Annotated in this window: 24 protein-coding genes; 3 read left to right on the top strand and 21 right to left on the bottom strand. The window is 57.5% G+C overall.

Annotated elements, in window-relative coordinates; genetic code table 11:
- Positions 1-89 precede the first annotated feature (89 nt).
- Positions 90-197, top strand: coding sequence for an entericidin A/B family lipoprotein (locus tag L3X40_RS08870; protein WP_445177168.1), 108 nt, complete (start codon positions 90-92; stop codon positions 195-197).
- A gap of 15 nt (positions 198-212) precedes the next feature.
- On the opposite strand, the gene L3X40_RS08865 is transcribed toward L3X40_RS08870, so the two are convergent.
- The 7 genes from L3X40_RS08865 to ectA all read right to left on the bottom strand — a co-directional run bounded on the left by L3X40_RS08865 (position 213) and on the right by ectA (position 7,380).
- Positions 213-1,253 carry a rod shape-determining protein gene (locus L3X40_RS08865; protein WP_237365278.1) on the bottom strand — a complete coding sequence of 347 codons (1,041 nt, stop codon included), beginning with the start codon at positions 1,251-1,253 and terminating at the stop codon, positions 213-215.
- 319 nt (positions 1,254-1,572) lie between these two features.
- Entirely contained in the window at positions 1,573-2,799 is a 1,227-nt protein-coding gene (locus L3X40_RS08860) for an MFS transporter (RefSeq protein ID WP_237365277.1), read from the bottom strand.
- Positions 2,799-4,211, bottom strand: coding sequence for a sodium/proline symporter (locus L3X40_RS08855; protein WP_237365276.1), 1,413 nt, complete (start codon positions 4,209-4,211; stop codon positions 2,799-2,801). The genes L3X40_RS08860 and L3X40_RS08855 overlap by 1 nt, the downstream gene beginning before the upstream one ends.
- A gap of 13 nt (positions 4,212-4,224) precedes the next feature.
- Positions 4,225-5,136, bottom strand: coding sequence for an ectoine hydroxylase (thpD, locus tag L3X40_RS08850; protein WP_237365275.1), 912 nt, complete (start codon positions 5,134-5,136; stop codon positions 4,225-4,227).
- Positions 5,137-5,163: 27 nt separating this feature from the next.
- Positions 5,164-5,565, bottom strand: a complete 402-nt coding sequence (locus tag L3X40_RS08845) for an ectoine synthase (RefSeq protein ID WP_237365274.1) — start codon at positions 5,563-5,565, stop codon at positions 5,164-5,166.
- Positions 5,566-5,578: 13 nt separating this feature from the next.
- The gene (gene ectB, locus L3X40_RS08840; protein WP_237365273.1) at positions 5,579-6,883 is read right to left on the bottom strand and encodes a diaminobutyrate--2-oxoglutarate transaminase; all 1,305 of its coding nucleotides are present in this window, start codon (positions 6,881-6,883) and stop codon (positions 5,579-5,581) included.
- A gap of 5 nt (positions 6,884-6,888) precedes the next feature.
- On the bottom strand, positions 6,889-7,380 hold the full coding sequence (ectA, locus tag L3X40_RS08835; RefSeq protein WP_237365283.1) for a diaminobutyrate acetyltransferase: 492 nt from the start codon (positions 7,378-7,380) through the stop codon (positions 6,889-6,891).
- Between the two features lie 292 nt (positions 7,381-7,672).
- Between ectA and L3X40_RS08830 the strand changes: the two genes are divergently transcribed.
- Complete coding sequence (locus L3X40_RS08830) at positions 7,673-8,158, top strand: MarR family winged helix-turn-helix transcriptional regulator (protein ID WP_237365282.1); 486 nt, start codon at positions 7,673-7,675, stop codon at positions 8,156-8,158.
- A 7-nt stretch (positions 8,159-8,165) separates the two neighbouring features.
- Here the strand turns inward: L3X40_RS08830 and L3X40_RS08825 are convergent, their stop codons facing one another.
- The 6 genes from L3X40_RS08825 to L3X40_RS08800 all read right to left on the bottom strand — a co-directional run bounded on the left by L3X40_RS08825 (position 8,166) and on the right by L3X40_RS08800 (position 13,215).
- Positions 8,166-9,227: a Rieske 2Fe-2S domain-containing protein gene (locus L3X40_RS08825; protein ID WP_237365272.1), complete on the bottom strand. Its 1,062-nt coding sequence runs from the start codon at positions 9,225-9,227 to the stop codon at positions 8,166-8,168.
- 214 nt (positions 9,228-9,441) lie between these two features.
- The gene (locus tag L3X40_RS08820; RefSeq protein WP_237365271.1) at positions 9,442-10,134 is read right to left on the bottom strand and encodes an aspartate/glutamate racemase family protein; all 693 of its coding nucleotides are present in this window, start codon (positions 10,132-10,134) and stop codon (positions 9,442-9,444) included.
- 13 nt (positions 10,135-10,147) lie between these two features.
- Complete coding sequence (locus L3X40_RS08815) at positions 10,148-11,560, bottom strand: NAD(P)(+) transhydrogenase (Re/Si-specific) subunit beta (RefSeq protein ID WP_237365270.1); 1,413 nt, start codon at positions 11,558-11,560, stop codon at positions 10,148-10,150.
- A gap of 1 nt (position 11,561) precedes the next feature.
- Entirely contained in the window at positions 11,562-11,843 is a 282-nt protein-coding gene (locus L3X40_RS08810) for an NAD(P) transhydrogenase subunit alpha (RefSeq protein ID WP_237365269.1), read from the bottom strand.
- A gap of 108 nt (positions 11,844-11,951) precedes the next feature.
- Complete coding sequence (locus L3X40_RS08805) at positions 11,952-13,079, bottom strand: Re/Si-specific NAD(P)(+) transhydrogenase subunit alpha (protein ID WP_237365268.1); 1,128 nt, start codon at positions 13,077-13,079, stop codon at positions 11,952-11,954.
- Between the two features lie 13 nt (positions 13,080-13,092).
- Complete coding sequence (locus L3X40_RS08800; protein WP_237365267.1) at positions 13,093-13,215, bottom strand: aa3-type cytochrome c oxidase subunit IV; 123 nt, start codon at positions 13,213-13,215, stop codon at positions 13,093-13,095.
- A gap of 154 nt (positions 13,216-13,369) precedes the next feature.
- On the opposite strand from L3X40_RS08800, the gene L3X40_RS08795 reads away from it, so the two are divergent.
- Complete coding sequence (locus tag L3X40_RS08795) at positions 13,370-14,803, top strand: sigma-54-dependent transcriptional regulator (RefSeq protein ID WP_237365266.1); 1,434 nt, start codon at positions 13,370-13,372, stop codon at positions 14,801-14,803.
- Here L3X40_RS08795 and L3X40_RS08790 read toward each other — a convergent pair.
- The 8 genes from L3X40_RS08790 to L3X40_RS08755 form a co-directional block, all read right to left on the bottom strand.
- Positions 14,800-16,698 carry an XrtA/PEP-CTERM system amidotransferase gene (locus L3X40_RS08790; protein WP_237365265.1) on the bottom strand — a complete coding sequence of 633 codons (1,899 nt, stop codon included), beginning with the start codon at positions 16,696-16,698 and terminating at the stop codon, positions 14,800-14,802. The two genes, L3X40_RS08795 and L3X40_RS08790, sit on opposite strands and share 4 nt — an antisense overlap.
- A gap of 69 nt (positions 16,699-16,767) precedes the next feature.
- On the bottom strand, positions 16,768-18,297 hold the full coding sequence (gene xrtA, locus L3X40_RS08785; protein ID WP_237365264.1) for an exosortase A: 1,530 nt from the start codon (positions 18,295-18,297) through the stop codon (positions 16,768-16,770).
- Positions 18,294-19,535 carry a TIGR03087 family PEP-CTERM/XrtA system glycosyltransferase gene (locus L3X40_RS08780; RefSeq protein ID WP_237365263.1) on the bottom strand — a complete coding sequence of 414 codons (1,242 nt, stop codon included), beginning with the start codon at positions 19,533-19,535 and terminating at the stop codon, positions 18,294-18,296. The genes xrtA and L3X40_RS08780 overlap by 4 nt, the downstream gene beginning before the upstream one ends.
- On the bottom strand, positions 19,532-20,605 hold the full coding sequence (locus L3X40_RS08775; RefSeq protein WP_237365262.1) for a FemAB family XrtA/PEP-CTERM system-associated protein: 1,074 nt from the start codon (positions 20,603-20,605) through the stop codon (positions 19,532-19,534). The genes L3X40_RS08780 and L3X40_RS08775 overlap by 4 nt, the downstream gene beginning before the upstream one ends.
- A complete protein-coding gene (locus L3X40_RS08770) occupies positions 20,602-21,495 on the bottom strand; it encodes an XrtA system polysaccharide deacetylase (RefSeq protein ID WP_237365261.1) in 894 nt (297 codons plus the stop codon). Before L3X40_RS08770 ends, L3X40_RS08775 begins: the two co-directional genes overlap by 4 nt.
- A gap of 43 nt (positions 21,496-21,538) precedes the next feature.
- Positions 21,539-22,759 (bottom strand): XrtA/PEP-CTERM system-associated ATPase, encoded by a 1,221-nt coding sequence (locus tag L3X40_RS08765; RefSeq protein WP_237365260.1) that lies wholly within the window; start codon positions 22,757-22,759, stop codon positions 21,539-21,541.
- Positions 22,760-22,794: 35 nt separating this feature from the next.
- On the bottom strand, positions 22,795-24,402 hold the full coding sequence (locus L3X40_RS08760) for a hypothetical protein (RefSeq protein WP_237365259.1): 1,608 nt from the start codon (positions 24,400-24,402) through the stop codon (positions 22,795-22,797).
- On the bottom strand, positions 24,399-25,304 hold the full coding sequence (locus L3X40_RS08755) for an AAA family ATPase (protein ID WP_237365258.1): 906 nt from the start codon (positions 25,302-25,304) through the stop codon (positions 24,399-24,401). Before L3X40_RS08755 ends, L3X40_RS08760 begins: the two co-directional genes overlap by 4 nt.
- Positions 25,305-25,315: the final 11 nt, after the last annotated feature.

Here is a 25,315-nt window from a genome sequence, read left to right as displayed (position 1 = left end):
ATCTGAGGCTTTTTGTTCAATCCAACTGGTACAGTTTTACACCGGAATCTTGCACAATTTTACCCCGACGTTGACATCGATTTGTAATCTTGTTTAGTGGCCTTGCCATCGCGAGTTGCAATACTGTCGAAGGTGCCGGAGAAGACATGCAATCGGCGGGGTCGGCTGTTTCGAATACGGCAGACGACGCAAAGTGAAGGTCATAATCAGGATCAGGCTGCGATCAGCACGCCCTGATAGACCCGATTTTCAAAGGCAAGCCCCGCCCCCATAGCGACGCAGATCAGTGCATCTTCAGCGACTTTTACCCGCAGCCCGGTAACCTGCGCTATGGCCTCGTCAATGCGACCGAGCAGCGCGCCGCCGCCGGTGAGCGTGATACCTTCGTCGATAATGTCCGCCGAAAGCTCCGGCGCAGTTTGTTCGAGAGCCGTCATCACGGCACCGGTGATATGGGCCACTGGTTCGGCCAATGCCTCTGCGATCTCTGCCTCGGAAATTTTAATCTCGGCTGGTCGTCCATTCATCAGATCACGTCCCTTGACGCCGATAGTCTTTCCGGCGCCTTGAGGTGGCATAGCGCTGCCTATGGCGATTTTGATCCGTTCAGCTGTCATTTCACCGATCATCAGATTATGCTTGCGCCGGACATAAGATGAAATGACTTCGTCCATCTTGTCGCCGCCAATACGCACCGAATTGCTATAGGCGACACCGCTCAATGAAAGAATGGCGACTTCTGTGGTTCCCCCGCCAATATCAACGACCATCGCCCCGACCGGTTCTGTTACTGGCAAGCCCGCGCCGATAGCGGCAGCCAGAGGCTCTTCGATCAGTTGGATCTGCATCGCGCCAGCATTGGAGGCAGCGTCGCGTATGGCACGGCGCTCAACCATCGTCGAACTCGACGGAACGCAAATCACGACATTACTGCGTCGGGGCAAGCGGCTAGACCCGCCAAGTGCCTTATTGATGAAATGCTTGATCATTTGTTCGGCGACTTCGATATCGGCGATGACCCCATCACGGAGCGGACGAATGGCCTGAATGCTGTCTGGTGTCTTGCCCATCATCAGCTTGGCTTCATTGCCCACGACCTTGACCCGCCGGATTCCGTCGCGCGTTTCGAGTGCGATTACCGAGGGCTCGTTAAGAACGATGCCTTTATCCCGTACATATATAACGGTGTTAACGGTGCCGAGGTCGATTGCCATGTCATGCGCAGCCGATGAGAACATACGGAAAATTTTCATACTAAAAGGGCAATGCTTTCATCAATTGCGAGATATCAGGCTTGCAGAGCCATCTACTCACCTGAGCCTCTACCGCGCACCGCATGCGGGTATAGCGAAGGAACGTCAATCAGCGATGATGGTTTCTCGGGGCTGAATGCATTTACGATGGCTACTCGGTCGCGATACTATGGCTATCTCGCGAGCAGTGGCAAGTCCTGAATCATCGAAACGGCTCCACCCGGATGAGGAACCGAATGCCGCCACGACGCGCGGACCAACTTCCTTGCCCTTAATCTGATGCACAATATCGTCACCGAACCAGCCATTCCGGGATGGTTCAGGCATCTGTAGCTTGCGGGTCCATAGTGGCTGCCATGGGCGTGGTCCGTGGAAGCCCCTGGAATGACTGTTGCAATTCACTGGGAACGGCTGAGCCTTTCCATTGCCGCCATAGCCCGAAACCCGTCGCGGCAAAGGCGCAAGCGCCAATGAACAGGAAGAGTCCCGCCGCGCCCCACAGCGTCATCGCTGCCGCGCCGATCAATGGCCCGGCCACTGCGCCTATCGAATAGGCGAGGACCAGCCCGCCACTGGCTCCCACCCGTTCCTGTGTCTCCAGGTGATCATTGGTATGCGCGACGCAAAGCGGATAAAGTGCAAAGCAAACTCCGCCGAACAGCGCGCCCAGAAGCAGTAAATGGATACCTGGCCAACTGGTGGCCGTCATGACCGCGCATATCAGGGAAGCGGCGGCAAAGCAGCCTATGATCACCCGGCGGCGATCCAAATGATCAGACAGTTTGCCGAGCGGCCATTGCAGCGCCACGCCGCCCAGAATGACCATACTCATGAAAAACGCAGTAGCCGAAAGATCCATGCCCAAACGGCGAACATAGACGGCGCCCAAAGCATAGAAGGCACCCAGCATCATGCCCGTGACGCTGGCGCCGACTACCCCGAGCGGCGAAATTTCATAAAGACGCCTTATGGCCAGAGGCTGCAGATTGTCGATGATCGGCTGCGCTATCCGTGTCAGCACAACCGGCACAAGTGCCAGCGATAAAAGCATCGCAGCGACTATGAACGGCATGGATGGTTTGGAATCGCTAAGGTTAAGCAGGAACTGTCCAAGCGCCTGCCCGGAATAGAGGGCGATCATGTAACTGGCGAGAATTGCGCCGCGGCTTTTCTGGCTGGACTGTTCATTCAGCCAGCTTTCAAGGCAGATGAACACGCCTGCCACGGTGAAGCCATCTATGAAACGCAGCACCGTCCAGAGCCCCACATTACGATAGACGGCATAAGCAAGGGTGCTGGCCGAAAATATGGACAGGAAGGCAGCGAAGGCACGAATATGGCCCACACGTGCGATGAGCGGAGTGACACGCAAGGAACCGACGGTGAGCCCCGCAAAATAGGCAGTGCCGACGAGGCCGATCATTACTGCCCCGGTTCCGGCCCGCTCCAGTCTAATGCTGATGAGCGTCGCCAGAAAGCCACTGCCCGCCATCATCATGAAAATGGCCAGGAGCAGGCTTCGAACCGGAAGAAGAGAGGAAAGCATCAAGCTGTAACGGCCAGAGCCCTCATTCGTTTCGGAAACGCAAGTCCTACGACCAGTCCCGCCAATATGCCGGGCAGGCCCTCATAGATCATATGGTGCCATCCCTCTGAACGCCAGAACAGGGCAACAGCGATCCCTGTCGCCATCATCACGATCGCGCGCGCTTCACTCACTGGCCTATTGAAGGCAAGCAGCAGCAGCAGCGGACCGAACGCTACGGCAAGTGTCGACCAGGAGAGAATGACGAGATCGAAAACACTGCCGCTGCCCCCCAGTGCGATGGCAAGTGCGAACGCCGTAACCGCCGCCGTCGCGGCTTTCAGAATCAGCGGATGCTCGGTTCGCCCGGGCAGCAGATCATGGGTGATCGCCGCCGAACAGCTCAGGACCAGCGAATCTGCTGTCGACATGGTAGCCGCAAAGATCCCGGCCAGGATAATCCCGACAAGGACCGGCGGCAGCAGTTCCACCGCCATGGTCGGCAGCGCCAGTTCCGGATCAAGCCCGGCCAGATGCGGCAGATACAGTCGCGCCAGCATGCCGGCCAATGTCGCCAGCGCATAAAAAATGATGAAAAAGGAGTAATAATAAAGACGGGCAGTGGCCATACTGCGCGGGCTATCCAGCGCCATGAAGCGCACCATGATATGTGGTTGCCCGATAACGCTAAGCCCCGCGAACAGCCAGCCGACGATGAATAGCACAAGGCCCGCCAATCCGGGGAGCGCCATATCTGGCGGAGTGAGATCAAAAAAGCCGGGTATCGCCTTCCACGCACTGATCGTAGCACCTGGACCACCCATAGCGATGATTCCCGCACTCGTAAGAATCACCATGGCGAACAGCATGACGATGCTTTGTGCCGCATCTGTCCAGATCGAAGCGCGGATGCCGCCTGCTATGCTGTAGGACAGAACCATGGCGGCGACGATCCAGGCGCCAGTCGATCGATCCCATCCCAGAACGCCTTCCAATGCCTTGCCGCCTGCCGCGATTTGAGCTGCGGCATAGGAACCCAGGAAGACAACGGTGATGATCGCAGCGATCCGCCGCCAGATGGGCATATCGCTCCCCGTCCAGCGCGCAATCACCGCGCCGAAAGAGGCTTCTCCGGTCCGTCCGGTCGCCTGTCGCAACCGGCGGTGAACAAGGAGGGAGGCAATGAAATCGCCGACGATCCAGCCAACCATCAGCCAGATGGAGGCCAGCCCTACGGCATAGGTGTAGCCGATGACACCAATGAACATATAGCCGCTATTGTTTGTAGCGACCGCCGACAGTCCAGCCAGCCCGGGACTTACCGAGCGGCTGGCGAGATAATAGTCTTCCCGTGTTTTTTTGGCACTGAATGCAGAAGCAAGGCCGATGACAAGGAAGATCGCCAGGAAAAACAGAAAGCTGGCGATGGTCATCAGACGGGCGCCATCATGCGAGTTCCACCAGCGGACCTGCCGTCACCTCGATCGGACCCACCTCCCGCGCGGCAATAAAGTGAGGGCGCGGCTTTTCCACGCCGAAAGGCCGGTCCAGCCGGTTCGATACAGCATTGTAAACAAAGAAGGCGTTGGAGCGCGGAAATGGTGTGATATTGCCGTTCGACCCATGCATCACATTGCAATCGAACAGGACGATCGTTCCCGGCGCACCCGTGGGCGCGACAATGCCATGCTCATGGGCTATTTCGGCAAGGCTATCCTCATCAGGTACGCCATATTCCTGTTTCTTGAGAGACATTTTGTAATGATTCTCCGGCGTTTCACCGATACAGGTCAGAAAACTGCGGTGCGATCCGGGGATCAACATCAATGGTCCGTTATGCGGTGTGTTTTCTGCCAGCAAGACCGACATGGACAGAGCGCGCATACGCGGCATTCCATCTTCCACGTGCCAGGTTTCAAAATCCGAATGCCAATAGAACTCCTTGCCCTGAAAGCCCGGCTTGTAGTTGAGCCGCGACTGATGGAGGTAGACTTGATCGTTGAGCAGGAAGGATGCGACGCCTGCGAGCCGCTCATCCTCCGCCAGCCGCCGCATTAATGAACTCTGTGCGTGGATTTCAAAGATCGAGCGCACTTCGCCGCTGCCCGACTCAGTGATTACCGTTTCGGGTTCCAATGCAGATGGATCAGCAAGCAGCCGCCCTGTTTCAGCTTGCAACAGCGCCACTTCGTCAGACGTCAGCTGGTCATGGAGCACCAGAAAGCCCTCGCGCTCGAACTGTGCCATCTGTTCGAGGGTTAATGGGGCTGTCGGATGCCAATCGCCATGCACTACAGGGTCAAGGCGCGGCAGCATTTCAGCCTGAGGCGCACATCGGGACGGATAGAGATCGGTCATGAGTTTCCTGTCGGAATTCTTGGATTGTCAGGAAGCGAGAGCGACGTCCGCATCTGCCGGATAAGCGCCATTTTCGTCGTGCACTTCACGCCCGGTCACCGGCGGATTGAAGACGCAAGCGGTCAATATATCCGTTTCAGGCCGCACGATATGGCGGTCGTGTCCGTTAAGCGCGTACATGACCCCAGCGTGCAACTTGTGGATCTCGCCAGTGCCCAGATCCTCTATGGTACCGGTGCCTTTCAGGACCAAAACGGCCTCCAGATGGTTCTGATAATGCATCTTCAATTCCTCACCGGCGTACATCGTGGTGACGTGGAAGGAAAAGCCCATGCCATCCTCCTTCAGGAGCAGGCGAGCGCTTTCCCAGCCCTTTGATTCGACATTGCGGTCGGACGTGCGGATTTCCCGCAGTTTGCGAATGAACATATTCCAATTCTCCTTATTCGGCGGCAACGCCGTAGGCGGGAGAAAGGGCTTCACGCACGCATTCCTCCAACATATCGAGACCCTGAGCGAAAGTTGCGTCGTCGATGACGAGGGGCGCGAGAATCTTCACAATCTCGTCATGCGGACCACTGGTTTCAATGATGAGACCACGATCGAAGGCTGCGCTGGTAATGGCCGAAGCAATTTCGCCAGACCCCACGTCGATGCCGCGCATCATTCCGCGCCCGCGTGTCGAAAGCTTGTGCGCCTTCGCCATCCTGTCAAGCCGATCCCCCAGATAATCACCGCGCCGTTTTATGTCAGCGGCGAACTGTTCATCCCCCCAGAAATGGCGAAACGCTGCAGCCGCAGTGACAAAGGCATGGTTATTGCCCCGAAAGGTGCCGTTATGTTCACCAGGAGACCAGACATCCAGTTCCGGCCTGAACAGCGTCAACGCAAAGGGCAGACCCATGCCCGACAGCGACTTGGCCAATGTTACGATGTCAGGCGTAACGCCCATGTCCTCAAAACTGAAAAAACCGCCGGCGCGGCCGCATCCGGCCTGAATATCATCCACAATCAGCAGCGCGCCATGGCGCTTTGCGATTTTTGCGATGGCTTGCATCCATTCAGGCGAGGCCGCATTGATACCGCCCTCGCCCTGCACGGTTTCAACCAGGATTGCAGCAGGCGCGTCAAGGCCGCTCGATGGATCCGACAAGCGCTGTTCCAACAGTGCTGCTGTGTCCACGTCCGGGCCGAAATACCCTTCATAGGGTTCATGCGATACATGGGAGAGTGGCACACCCGCGCCGCTGCGCTTGCCAGCGTTGCCGGTGCACGCCAACGCGCCCAACGTCATGCCGTGGAACCCATTGGTGAAGGCGATGACCAATTCCCGCCCAGTCACTTTGCGTGCCAGTTTGATGGCCGCCTCGACCGCATTCGTGCCTGTGGGCCCTGTAAACATGGCGCGATAATCCAGCCCGCGCGGCTTTAGAATCACTTCCTCCAGCGCGTTCAGAAATTCGGTCTTTGCCTCTGTATGCAGGTCAAGGCCGTGGGTTATGCCGTCCTTTGCAATGTAATCGAGCAGCGCTTCTTTCAGCACAGGATGATTATGTCCATAATTGAGCGACGAACAGCCGGAGAGAAAGTCCAGATAACGCCCACCATTACGTTCATGCATCCACACGCCTTGCGCGCGGGTGAACTCGCGCGGCATGGCGACAGAATAGCTGCGCACTTGCGATTCCCGCCGCTCGTAAATCGCCCGGTCGGGCAAAGTGCTAGTCGGTTTGGGGGTCATGCTCATGATATTCATGTCCTTTTTTCGTTTTCAGTTTCGGCCAGGAAAGGCCCGATTTCCGCCTGCCATTCGGTGTCGTGCTTGTCCGCGAAATGGATGTCCCGATCAAAGAGTGGCGCCTTGGCAAAAGGGGCGTTTTGCCTACGCGCGAAGCCCCGAAACAGCGCCCAGGAGGCTTCGTTATCTTGCGTTACTGTCGTGATGAGATGGCTGACGCCCCTTAGTGAAGGCCGTGCGAGCAATGCGTCGAGCATCCGCCCAGCCAAACCTTCGCCACGCGCAGCAGCGCTTACGGCGACTTGCCAGACGAAGAACCGGCTGGGATTGGATGGCGGTCGATAACCGGAAATCCAGCCCAGCAGCCTTCCGTTCCGTTCCGCCACAATACATGTGTCCGCAAAATGCGAACATTGGAGCAGGTTGCAATAGGCCGAATTTGGGTCAAGCGGGGGACAGTCAACGATCAGTGAGGTTACTGCGGGACCGTCCTCCGCGCGAGGCATACGTAATTTTACCGCTTCACCGTCCGATCGCGGCGGGTTGCACGAATCCACCGCCGGCTCAACCGTCGCTTCTTCAATTAGGATAGAGATTAGTTTATCTCCCGAAGTTTATTATACATCGTTGCGAAAAGGCTTCGCGCCTTGCGTGGCGCTTATATACGCATAGTGTCGATTTATTTCAACCACATTACCCAATTCAACGATGAAAAGTCCCTCCTGTCCGAAGCATTTCCTTCGGTTTTCGAATGTTTATTCGATTGGCAATCAGACATCGAATCGCTAATTGCCGAACATGGACATGCAGCTCAGCAATGCGACCTTGCGGGCGCTACGGCGCATATTGCGCGCCTCTGATCGGGGAGGACGCAAGCTCGCCTCCACGACGGGACTTACGCCCTCGCAGCTATTGGTCTTGCAGGAAATTGAGCGGCGCGTAGAGACAACGCCCACCATCATCGCTTCCTCGCTGCAATTCGGGCAGGCGACCGTGACCAATATCGTCGACCGGCTCACCGCGGCAGGCTATGTCACGCGCCAGCGGGGAGAACGGGACAAGCGGCAAATGCTGCTGCGGACCACCGATACGGGCCGGGATGTGTTGAATGCCGCGCCCGACATGTTGCAGGAACAGTTTCGCGACCGCTTTGCAGCGCTGCCTCAATGGGAGCAGGCGATGATCCTGGCGGCGCTTGAACGGCTCGGCGAACTGCTGGATGCAACGGATATAGACGCTGCACCACTGATCGATGCAGGAGCGATCGACCGTTCGCTGGCCTAACTTACCCCTATTCCCCCACCGCAGCAAACAGTGCCGGTGTGTCGATTCTACCTGTAGTCCCCGCTTGCTCGTCCCGGATCGCTTTTTCCAATATCCGGCGGGCACGCATGTCGGACTCGTCGGTTTCCAAGTAGATCGGCTTTAAATCCATAAGGTCCTGCCCACCCATATAGGTTTGGCAATCCTTGATCATGGGTTCGTCTTCGTCCTTGAATGCATAGTTGACCATTTTGCGCAACGTCTCATCAATCTGCGGGACATGCGTCTGCCGATTGCGGGTCAAGGCATAGAAATAATGACAAGTCGTTTCGGTTTCCGGTGTCAATAGCACGGTGTTAAGCATCGTCGCGCCTTCTTCTGGTGGCGCGCCCACATCCGTCATGATCAAGCTGTTGCGGAAATTGCTGGGCAACAACCATTCCATGGTGCTGTGATAGTCCCCGCGCTCACCGGGATAAAAAAGACTTTGACTACCAGGCGTCGGAATATTGCGTTGCAAATAATGAGATTTGACGCTGTTTCCATCATGCGTGAAGCGCATTTCCCGCTTGGCATGTGCAGGCGTCAAAGTACCGGCGTGAAGATAGGTAGCATGGCTAAGATCAAGCAGGTTATCAATCAGTAACCGATAATCGACCTCCAAATATAAATAGTCGGTAATCCAGGGACAGAACTCTGCATCGAACATGCCTAAATCGGGGATCAATTCAGGATCGGCCAGCGCCGGATCGCCCATCCATATCCATGCGGCATTCTGGCTTTCTACCAAAGGGTAGCGGCGAACATTCGAACCCTGCGGTATCCGGCCCGAGCCGTGCGGATTATGGACGCATGCCCCGGCAGTATTGAACTGCAATCCGTGATAAGGGCATTCGATATTGTCCCCAACCAGCTTTCCCTTGTGCAATGGCGCAAAACGGTGAGGGCATACGTCGCTCAATGCGGTGGCTTCACCACCTTCGGTACGATAGAGAAGCACCGGTTCATCAAGAAAACGACGAAGGACCGGGCTGTTTTCAATACCCGATGACCAACCCGCACAATACCAAGCGTTTTTGAGAAAACCCATACCCCAGCCCCTTTGCCGTGCGCCATCGCATCCCGATGGAGAAAGCGCCTTTCGCTGACATTCTCGCCTCTAACTGGCTGCAACGCAAGTAGTTTAGGCATTTATTAAGGATAGCTGCTAACCGTAATCGCATTCGGGACGCCAATCAGTAGATCATCCAATCGCTGCCGATGGTCCATTCACTCACACCAAGCCCCTGCCCCATAGCTTGCCGTCATTCGTTCAGGATATGCCTGACCGCCGCCATCGCATGCAGCGTGGTTCCGTCGTAAATGGGCAGTACATTGGCGCGGACATCGACAATCATTTCCAATTCCGTGCAAGCCAGCACGACCGCAGGAACATGCGCCTTGGAAATATTGGTAAGGATAGTCTTCAATGTTCGTTCGGAATTACGTGTGGCTTTGCCATGGGCCAGTTCTTCATAGATGATGCGGTCGATCTCATTCGCCCGGTCAAGATCGGGAGGCGTCAATGAAATTCCGTGCGACACCAGGCGTTGGCGATAGAAGCGTTCGGTCATCACATTGCGTGTACCGATCAGCGCGGCGCTTTTCACGCCATCCGCCTTCATCTTTTCGCCAACGGCATCGGCGATATGAAGGACCGGCACCGACACCGCCGCTACGACCTTGTCATAGACCTTGTGCATACTGTTGGCGCAGATGACGATGGCGGTCGCGCCGGCTTGCTCCAACCGAAGCGCCGCATCAATCAGGATGGCGGCGGTACGTTCCCATTCCTCATCGGTTTGCGCACGTGCCACCTCAGAAAAATCGAGACTTTCGATCAGCATCGGCGCGCTGTGCAGCCCCCCTAGCCGATGCGCGATGGCCCCGTTGATGATCTGGTAATAGCGGACGGTGGACGTCCAGCTCATACCTCCGATGAGGCCGATTTTCCGCATTGATATCCCTGTATCAGTCGAGGTGCTTGACGATCTCCTCTACCATCTTCTTCGCATCTGCAAGAAGCATCATGGTGTTATCCATGTAGAAAACATCGTTATCCACACCTGCATAACCCACACCCCCCATGGAGCGTTTCACGAAGAGCACGGTTTTTGCCTTCGACACATCGAGAATCGGCATGCCGTAGATAGGAGAACTCTTGTCGGTCTTGGCCGCCGGATTGGTGACATCGTTGGCGCCGATGACGAAAGCCACATCAGTCTGGGAGAATTCGGAGTTGATGTCCTCCAGTTCGAATACTTCATCATAGGGCACGCTGGCTTCGGCCAGCAGCACGTTCATATGCCCCGGCATGCGGCCCGCAACCGGGTGGATCGCATATTTCACCCTGACGCCCGCATCCTTCAGAATGTCACCCATTTCACGCAGGGCATGCTGCGCCTGCGCCACTGCCATTCCGTAACCGGGCACGATGATGACCTGTTCCGCCTGATTCATCAGAAAAGCGGCATCTTCGGCCGAACCGCGTTTCCATGGGCGATCGGTCGCGGCAGCAGCCCCGCCGCCGCCGCTATCTGAACCAAAGCCACCCGCGATCACGCTGATGAAGCTGCGGTTCATCGCTTTGCACATGATGTACGACAGGATCGCACCCGACGAACCCACCAACGCGCCCGTGATGATCATCGCGCTATTGCCCAGCGTAAAGCCCATCGCTGCGGCGGCCCAACCCGAATAGCTGTTCAGCATCGATACGACGACCGGCATATCCGCCCCGCCGATCGGAATGATCAACAGGAAACCGATGATGAAGGAGAGCGCCGTCACGGTCCAGAACACCCAAGGGCTTTGATCGGTCAGGAAATAGGCGATCAAGCCAATGATGCCCGCCAGCGTTCCCAGATTGATGACATGCCGCGCGGGCAGCATGATCGGCGCGCCCGACATATTGCCGTTCAGTTTCAGGAAGGCGATGATCGATCCTGAAAAAGTGATGGCGCCGATGGCTGCGCCCAGACCCATTTCAACCCGGCTGACCAGATGGATGATCCCATCGGGTCCGGCGATGCCAAAGGCCTGCGGGCTCATATACGCGCCTGCCGCGACCAGCACGGCAGCCATGCCGACGAGGCTATGGAACGCCGCGACCAGCTGCGGCATCGCAGTCATGGCGATCTTGCGCGCAATGATGAAGCCGATGATGCCGCCAATGGCAATCGCCGCCAGGATTTCGGTCAGGCTGGCGATTTCATGCGTGACGAGTGTGGTGCCAACCGCAATCGCCATACCCGCCATACCAAGGCGGTTGCCCCGACGGCTTGAAGAAGGACTGGACAGCCCCCGCAGCGCCAGAATGAAACAAACGCCTGCAATCAGGTATGCGAGCGCAACCCAGGAAGGAACCCCTGCAACTTCGTGCATGTCAGCGCTCCTTCTTCTTGTACATGGCGAGCATGCGTTCGGTAACAGCAAAACCGCCGAAGATGTTGACGCTGGCCATGGCGACCGCGATCAGACCCAGCCATTTGGCAGTCTCACTGCTGGCTTCAGCGCTCGCGATGAGCGCGCCGACGATAATGACCGACGAAATCGCGTTGGTGACCGCCATCAGTGGCGTGTGCAACGCCGGCGTCACCGACCAGACCACATAGTAGCCGACGAAACACGCCAGCACGAAAACCGACAGGATGGAAATGAAGTCCATAGTCTTACCCCTCTTTCCCGCACCCCGGAGAAGACCGAAATACGAGCCATATGCGCGGACCTATCGATCCTGGCCCCTGCCTTCGCCGGGGCGCGCATGAAAATATATTTAGCCGAGCAACCGCGCGTTCACGACCTTGCCACCCTGCGTCAAACGGATGCCCTGCACGATCTCGTCATCATCGGGCAGAACCGGCGCTTTCTTCTCTCCGTCCCAGAAGGCCGAAAGAAAATTGAACAGGTTGCGCGAATAAAGCGCCGACGTGTCAGCGGCCAGACGGCTTGGCACGTTCCTGTGGCCGACAATCTTGACGCCATGCCTGACCACAACCTCGCCGGCGACAGCGCCCTCGACGTTGCCGCCCTGCTCAACCGCCAAATCGACGATCACGCTGCCCGGCCGCATCGTTGCAATCTGTGCGTCACTGATAAGGCGTGGCGCGGGTCGTCCAGGGATCAGCGCGGTAGTGATGACGATATCCTGCTTGGCAATGTGGCTGGACACCAATTCGGCCTGCGCCTTTTGATATTCTTCCGACATCTCCGACGCATATCCGCCAGAGCCTTCCCCTTCGATACCTGCAACATTTTCCACGAAGATCGGCTTGGCGCCGAGCGACATGATCTGTTCCTTCGTCGCCGAACGAACGTCCGTTGCCGACACCTGAGCGCCCAGGCGGCGCGCCGTGGCAATCGCCTGCAAACCCGCAACACCCACGCCCATAATGAAGGCGCGCGCGGCCGAAACCGTGCCCGCCGCCGTCATCATCATCGGAAAAGCACGACCATATTCCGCCGCTGCATCCAGCACCGCCTTGTAACCCGAGAGGTTCGACTGCGAGGATAATATATCCATCGACTGCGCACGGGTAATACGCGGCATGAACTCCATCGCCAGCGCCTCAAGCCCGACAGCAGCATAGCTGTCTACCTGTGCCCGCTCCCCAAAGGGATTAAGACCTGCAACCAGCAGGGCGCCTGATTTGAAACCCGACAGGCTTTCGACCGCCGGCCCCTGCACGCCCAAAATGATGTCAGCATCCTTCAGCACTGACGCACGATCACCAACGGCTGCACCCGCGCCAGCATAATCGGTATCTGCAATCGACGCCGATTCGCCAGCACCCTGCTCAACCGCCAGGTTCGCACCAAGGCCTATGAACTTCTTCACCGTCTCCGGCGTTGCGGCAACCCGCCGCTCACCCGCGGCCTGCTCTCTCAAAACAGCAATTTTCATGGATTCTGCGCCCTCAGGCGATCAGGAAGACGACAAGCGCGGCAATACCGAAGCTGATGATCGTCCCCCATTTGAGGACAGAAAGGAAGCTTTCATAAGTCTTCATTTCGCTTTTCAGATCGCCATTAGACGTCATTTACATACCCCTTTCGAATCCCGGTTTGGCGGTCTGTTTAGTCGTATGCGCCGCGTCTCTCAAGCCTGTACACGACAAATAATCGTGATTAGATTAATCGGGTCTTTACCCGCTTTCGCTATGCCCTGACCCTTGAAGAATTGAGAGGGTTTCCATGGCGCATAACGGTATGCCCTTATTAATGCTGATCGACGATGAACCTGCTCAACGCAGGCTGGTTGCGGCGTTGGCGACGCGTGCCGGCTGGCGGACTGTGTTCGCCAATGACGGTGAAACCGCCATAGCGATGCTCGGAACGCAGGACGGTATGCGGCTTGATGCGATATTGCTGGACCACTGGATTCCGGACTTCGACGCTGGCAAGTTGATTTCGGATATCAAGGAACGCCGCCCTGCTTTGCCGATCCTGATCCTGACTGCGCATAACAGCGTTGCTGTTGCGGTTGAAGCCATGCGTGCGGGCGCGACGGATTTTCTATCGAAACCGATTGCACCCGACCGCCTTCTCTCCGCGTTGCACGCCTCCATTTCCGCGGCGCCTGACGTGGGCGAGTTACGACCGTTGACGGAAAAAATGTCCACGCCATTGGCTTTTGAGGAAATTATTGGTTCCGCGCCACAGTTTCGTACCGCACTTGCCATTGCGGCCAAGGCGGCCCGTGCGCGGATACCGGTCCTGATTGAAGGCGAAAGCGGTGTCGGGAAGGAAGTGATTGCGCAGGCCATTCACGCCGCCTCTCCTCGCTTCAAACATCCTATGGTAGCGGTGAATTGCGGCGCGATCCCGGTTAATCTGGTTGAATCGGAACTGTTTGGTCATGAACGCGGCGCTTTTACCGGGGCATTCGAACGCCAGGTTGGACGCTTCATCGATGCCGATGGCGGCACAATATTCCTGGACGAAATCGGTGAACTCCCAATGGACGCACAGGTAAAACTATTACGTGTCCTGGAAAACGGCGAAGCCCAGCCTATCGGCGCGCGCATGCCCAAACATGTCGACGTTCGCGTGATCGCCGCCACGAATCGCAAATTGCAGGACGAGGTAGAGGCTGGCCGCTTCCGCGAGGACCTGTATTACCGCCTGAACGTCGTTCAACTCACCATTCCTCCATTACGTGAGCGTACTGGCGATATTCCCGCCTTGTGCCGTCATTTGCTTGCCCGCATCGCAACTCAGCCGGGCCTGCACAGTCTGGGCATCACGGCGGAAGCTCTCAACCTGTTGATGACCCATCGGTGGCCGGGCAATGTCCGCCAGTTGCAAAATGCCCTCTTTCGCGCCGCCGTGCTGTGCGATGGCGATGCTCTGACACCTGCTGATTTCCCACAAATAGCCGCCCAGATTGAAGCAATGCACAAAGGCTCGACGCCCAATGCATCCTATTCGGATCAGGGTATCGGCATCACCCTGTATGAAGCAGATGGCAATATCCGGGCCCTGGCAGATATTGAAGCCGATGTCGTCCGCCTCGCCATCGGTCATTATCGCGGTCGCATGACCGAAGTCGCCCGCCGTCTGGGCATCGGTCGTTCGACACTCTATCGCAAGCTGGCGGAACTTGGGATCGACAGCAGCGCTGCCTAACCAAGTCCGAACAATCGCCCCAAGGCGCGATCCAATGTCATAAGTTGCCATAACAGCCGCCCATGATCGGCAAGCCCGCTTTTGTGATCGGCGGCTGCCCTGGCAATGACTTTTCCATCAAACCAACCGGTCCGTGCCAGTGCAGAAGCACCCGCAATAGCTGCTGCCTCCGGGGCAAGCGGTCCCCTGAACCAATGGCTGATAGGCGTGACAAAGCCCATTTTTGGCCGATACAGAATGTCCGTCGGCAGATAGGCTTCCATTGCCTTTTTTAACAGATATTTGCCCTGTCCGCCACGCAAACGCATGGAAACCGGCAGGCGCGCGGCAAATTCGATCAGCCGGTGATCAAGCAAGGGTTCGCGTGCCTCCAGACTGACCGCCATGCTCATCCGGTCAGTCTTTGTCAGGATGTCACCAGGAAGCCATATCTTCATATCGGCATATTGTGCCCGATCGAGCGCTTCGCGGGCAGGCGCATTACGCATCGCATGGACATAGCGATCCTCTGCCCGGTGCCCCTGCAATGCGGTTCGCGCATCGGGGCTGAACAAGCGCGCGCGCATCGACTGGCCGGTAACGCCGACAGCGGCGGCATACCCCTCCTCCCCGCTCTGTGCGAGGCTGAGCAGAGTCGCTTTGGCGCGCAGGGGGCGCGGTGCCCAATCGGCCTTGGGATAGATCTGCCCCAGACCGCCCAGAATCGGTCCGCGCACCGATTGCGGCAAGAACCTGCGTAGTCTTTCCTCGGCATGATGAAAGCGATGGCGACGGTAACCCGCAAACGCTTCATCCGCACCATCGCCCGAAAGCGCGACAGTCACGCTTTCGCGTGCCAGTTCACAGACACGATAGGTGGGTAAGGCTGAAGCATCGGCAAAAGGCTCATCGAAATGATGGGCCAATGTGTCGATCAGCGCATAGTCATCGGGCGAAACCATACGGCTGCGATGATCGGTGACGAAACGCTTGGCTACCTGTTCGGCATGGGCGGTTTCGTCCAGCGCATCGACATCGAAACCAATGGTGCAGGTCTTGACCGCCCGCCTGCTCGTTTCGGCCATCAAGGCAACGACCGAGCTGCTGTCAACGCCGCCTGACAAGAATGCGCCGAGCGGCACATCGGCCACCATGCGTGACCGAACCGCCGCTTTCATCAATGCGATCAGCTCTTCCTCAAGAGCGGCGGGCTTCGCCCTGCTGCGATCGGCAAAGCTTACATCCCAATACCGATCAGGCGCCGGCAGTGGCTTGCCGCGCCGGAGCAATAACGCCTCCCCCGCTCCAAGCTTTTTAACGCCCTGCACAAGGCATGCATCATCAGGGACATAGCCAAGGCCAAGAAAATCCTCGACCGCATGAATGTCGGGTTGGCGACGCAAAAGCGGGTGCGCGAGCAATCCCTTGAGCTCGGATGCAAAAATCAGGCTGCCGTCGGAAAGCTGCGCATAGTGGAGCGGCTTGACCCCCAGCCGATCCCGGACCAGCCACAAAGACTGCGCGCGCGCATCGAACAGGGCAAAGGCAAACATGCCATCAAAGCGATGCACGCATTCCGGTCCCCATTGTCGCCAGCCATGCAAAATGACTTCGGTATCGCTATGGGTCCGAAAGACATGGCCCCTGGATTCCAACTCCTTGCGGACAGTCGCGAAATTATAAATTTCACCATTGAAAGTCACGACCAGCGCGCCGTCGTCGGTCAACATCGGCTGCGCCCCACCTGCAAGGTCGATGATGGACAGGCGACGATGGCCAAGGCCAATCCCCGGCGCCGTCCAGACGCCCGACCCGTCCGGCCCGCGATGCACCATGGTGTCGGTCATCAGGCGAACCCGCGCGGGATCGACCGGTTTTGCCGTCTCAAGATGAAAGATACCCGCTATTCCGCACATGAAGTGAAGCTCTTATGCGTAATCGCGGCAGGGGGAAAGCGCTGCACCTGTGTCATGTGCAAAATTGCGTCAGTTCTTGCCGGTACTACGGTCGGCGATCGGTCCAATGGGGCCAATATCACGCAAGAAGGCCCTGATCGCCGCCTGCGCTGGATAACCCTCGCGATCTTCGGCGGAAATCAGAACCGCTGCAGCGCGCTGATCACCGCCCAACAGGCGAGCCTTCAGCGTCTGTAGTTTGACCCGCGTGGCGTTACCGGTGACTACGCCATCGATGCTGTAAAAGCTGACGACGTCGCGGTTCACCGGACCAGGAGCGACGATATGCTCTCCACTTGCCTCTGCCGGTGCCAGGGCAGGCGCCGACCATACCCATTTGCTATCTGGATCAATCGCCCCCTGACCAAAGCCAACCAGTTCCTGCCCCTCTTGTTGCCGCGCATAGACGGCGATGGCCAGATCAGCCTCCTGCCCCTGCGAATTGCGGTAGCGGCCCATCACTTCATGATCCGCACCCGCAAAACGGGGTCTCCAGGGATAGGCAGGGCGATAGTCGACCCGCGTCCATCCCTGTATTTCCGGCAGCGAGATACGCGTTGGCACGGGATCAGATGCAGCGACCATAGCGAATGACCACAGTGGCGCAGCTACGGCAACAGCCATCAACGACGGTGCAATGACGCCGATCCGCCCCGCGTACCGAACCCTGCCCTGCAATTTGTGGGGATCAAGAAACGCCTCGTGCGCCCTGCGGTCGAACAACGGCCAGCCCATAGTCATGACCAGGGCAAGAATGATCGCAAAGAATATCCAGCCATAAATCACATGGTCGAAGCTCGTGGCGAAATCGATGCTGATCCGGTCAGCGATGTAGATAGTGCCAAAGGCCCGAACACCATTAGCGATGACAGCGATAACAAGCGCAGCCGACATAAAGGCGATACGGCGCGACCAGCTTTTGAAGCAGACATTGCACACAAGCGCCGCATAAGCCGCCATGGCAATGAGGAACTTTGCGCCCGAACAGGCTTCGGCTACCTCGAAATAACCCGAAGGCGTTGTAATGAAGACGCCGCTCAGATGTGCCGGAATCCCGCTCCAGTCCAAAAACAACATCGAAAGATGTGCTGTAATGGTCTGTAAAACGGGCACGAATTCTTCACCGAATGGGACAAGGAACAGCGCATAAAAGATCGGAAAGGCAAGCCCGCGTGAAACCTGCGGCCCCAACATGGTGATGACGGCGCCCTGCAGCATGACGACAAGACCAAGATGCCGTGCAAGCGCCACACTCGCGGCATCACCGAGCAGCCAGCAAAACGCTCCCGCCGCAGCCCAGATCAGCCCCGGCCACCAGGCAACCGGCGTAAGTTGCCGCAATTCGTGCAAGCGCTGTTCCACCAACCAGAAAAGGATGAGAGGGATCAGCAGACAATGTCCAAAGGTGGAAACGTTCCACCAGATGCTCACTATATCGGCAACATCGCCAGCGAACAGGAGCAGGAACATCGCAGCAACCAAGGCCAGCCCAACCAGATGCGTTGGCCAGCCCGGTTGAAGAACGAAGCTTCGTTTGGACATGACAGCAGAAAGGTTCATACTGTTTCCAACTTTATATCAATATGTTCCTGTTCAATCTTCATGATATCCGGAAGGTTTTTCAGCGTAGCCTGCCAACTATAGCGTTGCTCAACCCGGGTTCGCCCGGATGCGGCCAGACGGGCAGCGCAGTTGCTGTCGTCAAGCAAAGCAAGCACGGCACTCACCTCTTCCGTACTGTCGGCAATCAGAAAATCCGTGCCGTCAACGGCGTCGATGCCTTCCGCGGCTTGCGGCGACAGGACCACCGGTCGCGCCATGGCCATCGCTTCCAGCACTTTGTTCTGAATGCCGCGGGCAAGCCGCAATGGAGCAACGACAATGTCCGCAGCGGCCAGCCATCCCCGTACATCGGGCACTGCACCCGTCACGATAATTCCCGGCAGTCCAGCCAGCGCCCGCACTGCGGAGACGGGATTGCGCCCGACGATGGCAAACTGCGCATCGGGGTAGCGTTCACGAATGTGCGGCAGGCTGCGGCGTGCGAAGCTTTCAACGGCCTCCACATTGGGCCGATAATCCATCTGCCCGGTAAAAACGAGCAGCGGCCCCCGCACCCGTTCATCATTGGTTAGCGGCTTAAAATCCGCTGCCGGATTGAAATAGTTCAGATCAACGCCATTTTCGAGGGCAGCCGCACGATCACAACCGAGGCCCACATTTGCGCGAAACAGGCTTGCCTCTGCCTCGCTGACAAACAGACTGACGTCCGCGCGCATGGCCACTTGCCGCTCGAATGATGCCAATGTGCGCGCCTCGCGACGGTTGATCCAGCCCATCACGCCCGATTGCTTTTGCCCATAAGCCGCGAACTTGGCTGAATCCACGTCGCCGAAATCCATGATGAAGCGAACGCCTTGCGGCAATTCGGGCACATATTGCGCCATTTGCCCGGAATAGACGAAGACATGTGAAATCGGACGCTCAGTCAGTAGCTGGGCGACATGGGCATGCAGTTCAGGATGATCGAACAGAGCAACCGACAGCGGCTCCCCATGCCACAACCCGCGCAGGCCCGCCATGGGCCGCGACATATCGCGCAATATGATCCTGTAACTGGCGGCGACTTCGGAGAGCGCTGGCGCAAACTCCATATCTCGGTCATCATCGGCAAAAGCCGCGATATGAACGGGCGCGATTTCCGCCAGCTTGCGTACAATATTCCACGATCGGATCTTGTCACCGCGATCGGGGGGATAAGGAATGCGATGGGCAATGAAGAGGATTTCCCCCATCAACCCAGACCTCGCGCGATATAAGGTCCAAGCCGGTTAGCGAGGCTTAGCGGTAACTTCTTCCAAAGCTCGACCTTGCGCCGATATTGTGGGCTGAGCGGATTAACGTCGCGCACCTCATGCCCCGGAACGGCCCGGACGCTATAACTGAGCGGTTCAGGCTCCCAACCCCAGTTTTTCTTCCAGGCGGCGGGCCCCGTTCCAACCTTCGATCGGCCAAAATCAAAATGGGTAAGCCCGCGCTCGCGTGACAGGTTCATCAGGCGATAATATAGCACTTCATTCGAACGCAGCCCCCGCGCCGATGGACCTGCACCCTGCCAGTAAGGCATGCACGCGCCACCATGATACAGGTTAAGTACCGCCGACACCGGGGTTCCATTGTGCGAGATCATGGCGATGTCGGCATCTTCGCCAAACGCATCCAGCACTGCCTCAAACAGTTTGCGCGGGAAGACGGGCGTGCCCAATGCATGCACGCTTTGGGCAAAAAGAGCATAATGGACATCGCGCAAGCGTCGGCCACGCCCGGTTTCAAAGACCAGATCATTGCCCAAGCCCTTGCGTATTTCGGCACGATGCCTCTTTGGCACGGCCAGAAGTTGCGCTTCGTCATCGCCCTCCAGCGGCTTGCAGAACCCCAGATATGTGTCGTCGCGGCTCATCCAACCATGTGACGGCGCCATACCGCCACGCAGTTCCACGCTCGTACAGGACAAGCGTTCTGCCAGTTCCCAGCACGCGCCTGCAAGTTCATCGGCAACCAGTGCATTATCCGCCAATATGCCACCGCCCACCGCAAAGCCGCTGGAAACCAGTGCCCGGCCAAACAAGCGCGACCGCATTTCGGTCAGCGGCAAAACGCCGACAAACTGTCCTCCAATAGTGCTGGCGGCCAGATAATGTGCCTTTTGTCCTGTTCCCTCCGCTATTGCACTCACCCACGCGGGACGATGAAAGGGGGCGGAATGCGCTTGCCCCAGCACAAAGGCATCGACTTTCGCGGCCTGGGCATGATCGCCAAGGTCAATGGGAGCAACGGTCACGCTGCCTGGATCGAAACAGGCGTTCATTGGACGACGCTTTCGGGGATGACGCTTTCCGCAAGGGCATTGACAGGGAGCGCCCGTGCCCGTTCCCGCGCCACTATTTCATCCACTCGTCCCCACTCAAAGTCACCCATTAATTTCCGTAATTTACCTGCCATAGCTGACAGGTTGCTGTAATGGCGAATTTTTGATTTAAGCGGGGCACTGGCGATGCGGGGTTGGTCCGGGTCGATCTCCCAGGGATGAAAATAGATAATCGCGGGACGCTTGTCCGCCTGATTGACCTGCCGGATCGCCCAGCGCGAAAAGCCGTAGGGCAGCAAACGAAAAAAGCCCCCGCCACCGGCGGCGACTATGCGACCGCCAAGGCGTGCCGTCGTGACGGGCAGTTCGACCAGATCGCTACCCTTGACAGGCATGAAAGCAAAGCGCGGCGCTTCCGGCCAACCATAATGGTCATGTTTCACAGGGGCGACACTGCTGGAATAAGCATAGCCTTCTTCGGCCAGAATCATGTGCGCCCAAGGGGTGCGGGCGTCGATGGAAAAGCTGGGTGCCCGATAACCAACAACAGATTTTTTACACGCATTTTCAATCAGGTCACGGGACTTTTTCAGGTCATCCCTGAATTCCTGCGGGCTGAGGGTGAAGACGCGCCGATGATCATATCCATGGCTGGCGATCTCATGACCAGCATCCGCGATGCGTCGAATAAGCGCTGGGTAGCGCTGCGCCACCCAGCCAAGCGTGAAGAACGTTGCTTTAATTCCCGTTTCATCGAGAAGCCCCAATACGGCATCGCTATTGCGCTCGACGCGATGCTGCAATGCATCCCACGTTCCACGCGCGATCGAGTGTTCAAAGGCTCCAACCTGGAACCAGTCCTCCACATCGACAGAAAGAGCGTTCAGCATGGCCTATAGACCCGCAGGCCCCCTCCCTGTCTCCGTGGACCGCCTATGCGGCCTTGCTGTCACGCAGGTAGGATAGATCCCGTTCGTCGCGCTCTACCCAATCGACAAGCAGGCTCAACATACGGCGAATGGCCTTTTCCTGTTCCTCGACACGCATTTCGAGCACGGATATGCGCTCTAACCCCTCTGCAACGCGTGGGTCCATCTCGCTCGGCTGATGAACGAACCGCGGCTCCTCAACGGCTTCCCGCAGGATGTTGATCTCTTCTGTCAGGCTATGCACAGTTTTGAATGGCTTTGGCGCCATTTCCGCTTCCTGCTCAAGCACTTCCTGCTCAACCGGCGGCGCACTCCAGACTTGTTCAATATCCTCCACCAGTTCCGCCGCTTCAGGTTCCACCGCAGGAATTTCTTCTGCGACAGGCGTGACGGACTGCGGCGCTTGCACCTCTTCGTCATTTGCCATGTCGGCGATAACGGCATCGACCACGGCCGCGTCGATCAGGCCCAGCTTGTCGATCGCGCCGAGTAGTAGAACGCGACTGGTCAGTGCGTTAATGCGGCGAGGAACGCCATCGGTCGCCTGGTATATCGCGGCAAAGGCGTCGGCGGCAAATTGCGGATTACCCTTCCATCCCACCAGTGAAAGCCGGTGAATGATGTAGGGTTCGGTTTCGTTCGCCATCATCGGGTCGAGATGGTGGCTCGCGATCACGCGCTGGCGCAATTGCTCAAGCGCCGGCGAGGAGCGTAGCGTGTCGCGGAATTCAGGCTGACCAAGCAGGAATATCTGCAACAGCGCCTGCCCTCCAAGCTGAAAGTTCGACAGCATCCGCAGTTCTTCAAGCGCGGAGATCGCAAGATTCTGCGCTTCGTCCACGATCAGCAGCGAACGGCGGCCCGATCGCGCCTGTTCATGCAGGAAAGTTTCGATACGCACGAGCAACGTCGCCTTGTCCGTGCCGTCGGTGGCAACGCCGAACGCCTGTGCGGCAAGACGAAGCATGTCATCACCACCAACCTGCGTCGATACGATCTTGACCGCCGTCAGTCGTGCCGGATCGATGGTAGCCATCAAATGTCCGACAAGTGTGGTTTTACCCGCGCCAATATCGCCGGTGATGACGATGAACCCCTCACCCTGCGCCAAGCCATAGCCCAGATAAGACATGGCTTTGCGATGCGTCACGCTTTCAAAATAGAAATGCGGATCGGGGGTAAGCTGAAAGGGGCGTCCCGACAGTCCGTAAAATTCATCGTACATGCTTACTTCTCCGCGATAGCGAGTCCGCTGATAGATTAAAATTGGTAACGAAGACCTAATTGGGCGAGGCCCGAAATGCTGCTGTCGATGCCTTCCGGATCGATGCTGTCAACGCCAAGCGCCGCCGTGCCACGCAGGCGATTGGTGAAGCTACGGTAATAGCTGGCGTAAGCGCCCATGTTGAGGACATCCACCGTGCCATTCAGACTGCTGTCGAAATAATTGGCATAGAGGTTGGCATCGATGCCCGATTTATCGTCAAGGCGTCGGCCCGCGAACAGGTTGGCATAATAATTTTCGTCCGTCGCGCCGTTCACTCCGGCGAAGATGCCGGTTTCTGGCGCAATGAACTTGCGGCGCGTATAACCGAGCGCCATGCCATAATCCCAGCGGCCACTGCTGCTGGTCAGTTGCCCCGCAATGCCGCGATGACGGAAATTGGCGGCACTGATCGCTTGCAACGTATCATTGAAGCACACACCGCCATTTTCCGTGCCAAATGCGCAGCCCGAAAAATCGCCGCTGAATGGATTGCTGGCCACTGTGAAGCTGGTCGGAAGGTTCGCAAGATTGTCATTGAGCTGACGCCCAAAGCTGCTGATTCCGTCATAGACTGCGACTTGCAGCGAGGTCCGTTCGCTTGGACGATAACTCAAAGCCCCGGTATAACTCATTGAACCATAACGACGACCAACATGAACTTCCAGCGAGGTCCGGCGGCTGGGGCGCCACATCACGCCGGCGTCCCAGATCAAACCATCCTGATTATAGCTCAGCTGGCGCGGCGAACTTTTGTCCGTGGCATAACGACCGTTGCTGTCGACTACAGGATTGCCGCCGCCATCCAGCAACACGTCACGCTGGCTGACTTCAATATCCTCGTACCCGACACCACCGACCAGGGCTACATGCCCGGAAACCGGAACGGTCACGTCGGCTCGAATATATTTGCCTTCATACCGTTGGTCGAGTTGACTGGCGTCTTCGCGGTCGTAACCGCCGCCGACGGACCAGCCAAAGGGCAGTTCGCCTGGCTGCATGCCTACGGATGCGCTGGCGCTGTGGGTGACACTGTCGTCAAATCCGCCCAGATTTTGCGTGCCCGCAGGCGTCGTAACGCTACTGTCACTGTCCAGACGGGTGTAGCCAAGACGATAGGCGGCGTTGACGCTGATGGCCCCCACATTGGTGGCCAATGTTGGTCCGGCATAAATCGAATAAATCTGACTGATATTATCGCCCACCAGCGTGCCGTTGGCTCCGCCAAGGCCATCGGTGCGGGTACGTGTCGCAATGGCGCCGCCTTCGATACTCAGCGCATCATGCGCCACATTGACACGCGCCCGCGCCAATCCGCTCAAAACATCCTGATCGGATAGATCGTTGTTCCAGGAGAAATGATGTTCGTAGCGGGCATTTATCTGTGCTTCGGCATTCCGTGTCAGGATGCTGGTATCGATCCCCGCTGCGACAGAGCTATAGGTCAGCACATCATTGCTACCGCCCTTCAGATCAGCGATAAATACCTGATCGACCTCAAGATAGGGCGATATATCGACGCGTTTTTTGGCTTGTGCAGCAGGCGCAAGCCCGATGACCGCCACCAACGCAGCAATGGAAGCCAGAGGCCGGAACAACGTCATGCCCCCTCCCCATGCCCATAATAGGTGCCAAAGCGGCGTCCGCCGGGAGAAAATTTGACGCCATTCAGCAACAACTGGATATTATCGCACCCTTGGAGCAATCCCACTGCGTCACGCAACGCGTTCTCCGTTGTCTCGTCCGCGCGTACCACCAGCACCGCCTGTCCGACATGGCTGGCAAGCGCAGAGGCGGGTGAAGCCGCAAGGATCGGAGGGGAATCGAATATCACGATGCGTCCGGGAATGGTGAGCCGGTCCAGCACAGCCCCTGTCCGCGAAGAGGAAAGAAATTCCGTGTCCGCATTCGTCTGCCGCCCGGCTGGAAGCACTGAAAGCTTTGGAATGTCAGTATTTATGATGCAATCTTCAACATCGATGGACGGATCGGCCAGTGCATCCATCAACCCCGGCCCGCCAGCCAGGCCCAAAGTCGACAATATGCTGGGCTTGGCAAAGTCAGCATCAATGAGCAGAACTTCCACGTCCTTTTCCGCCGCCAATGACAGGGCCAGATTGACGGCACAGAACGTCTTGCCTTCACCCGGATGGGCGGAACAAATCAGGATGCGTTCCCCCCGCGACAATTTTTCGTCCTGCTTGCCGCCAGTTGCAGCTTGCAGCAACTGGCGCTTGATAATGCGAAATTCCTCCGAAATACCAGTGACCGGACCATCTGGCAGGACAAAGCCCGCCTCTTTCAAAGCCACGCGATCGACGGGTTGTACGGGTCCCTCGACGATCCTCGGCGCTACCCGCGTTTGCCCGGCAGATTCAGGCCTGCTGGCGGTCGCCGCAGGTTCCGGTGCCGCGCCACGACCACGCAATATGGCATTGAAGTCGTATATTTCGGCGGCGCGCTCCAGAAGGGAAGCCGGCGGCTTGATCGGGCTATGCTGATTCATTGTATCTTCCC

The organism is Rhizorhapis sp. SPR117 (assembly GCF_021742065.1).
Note: the sequence above shows the minus strand (reverse complement) of the source record. Positions and strands in the feature narration are given on the sequence as shown.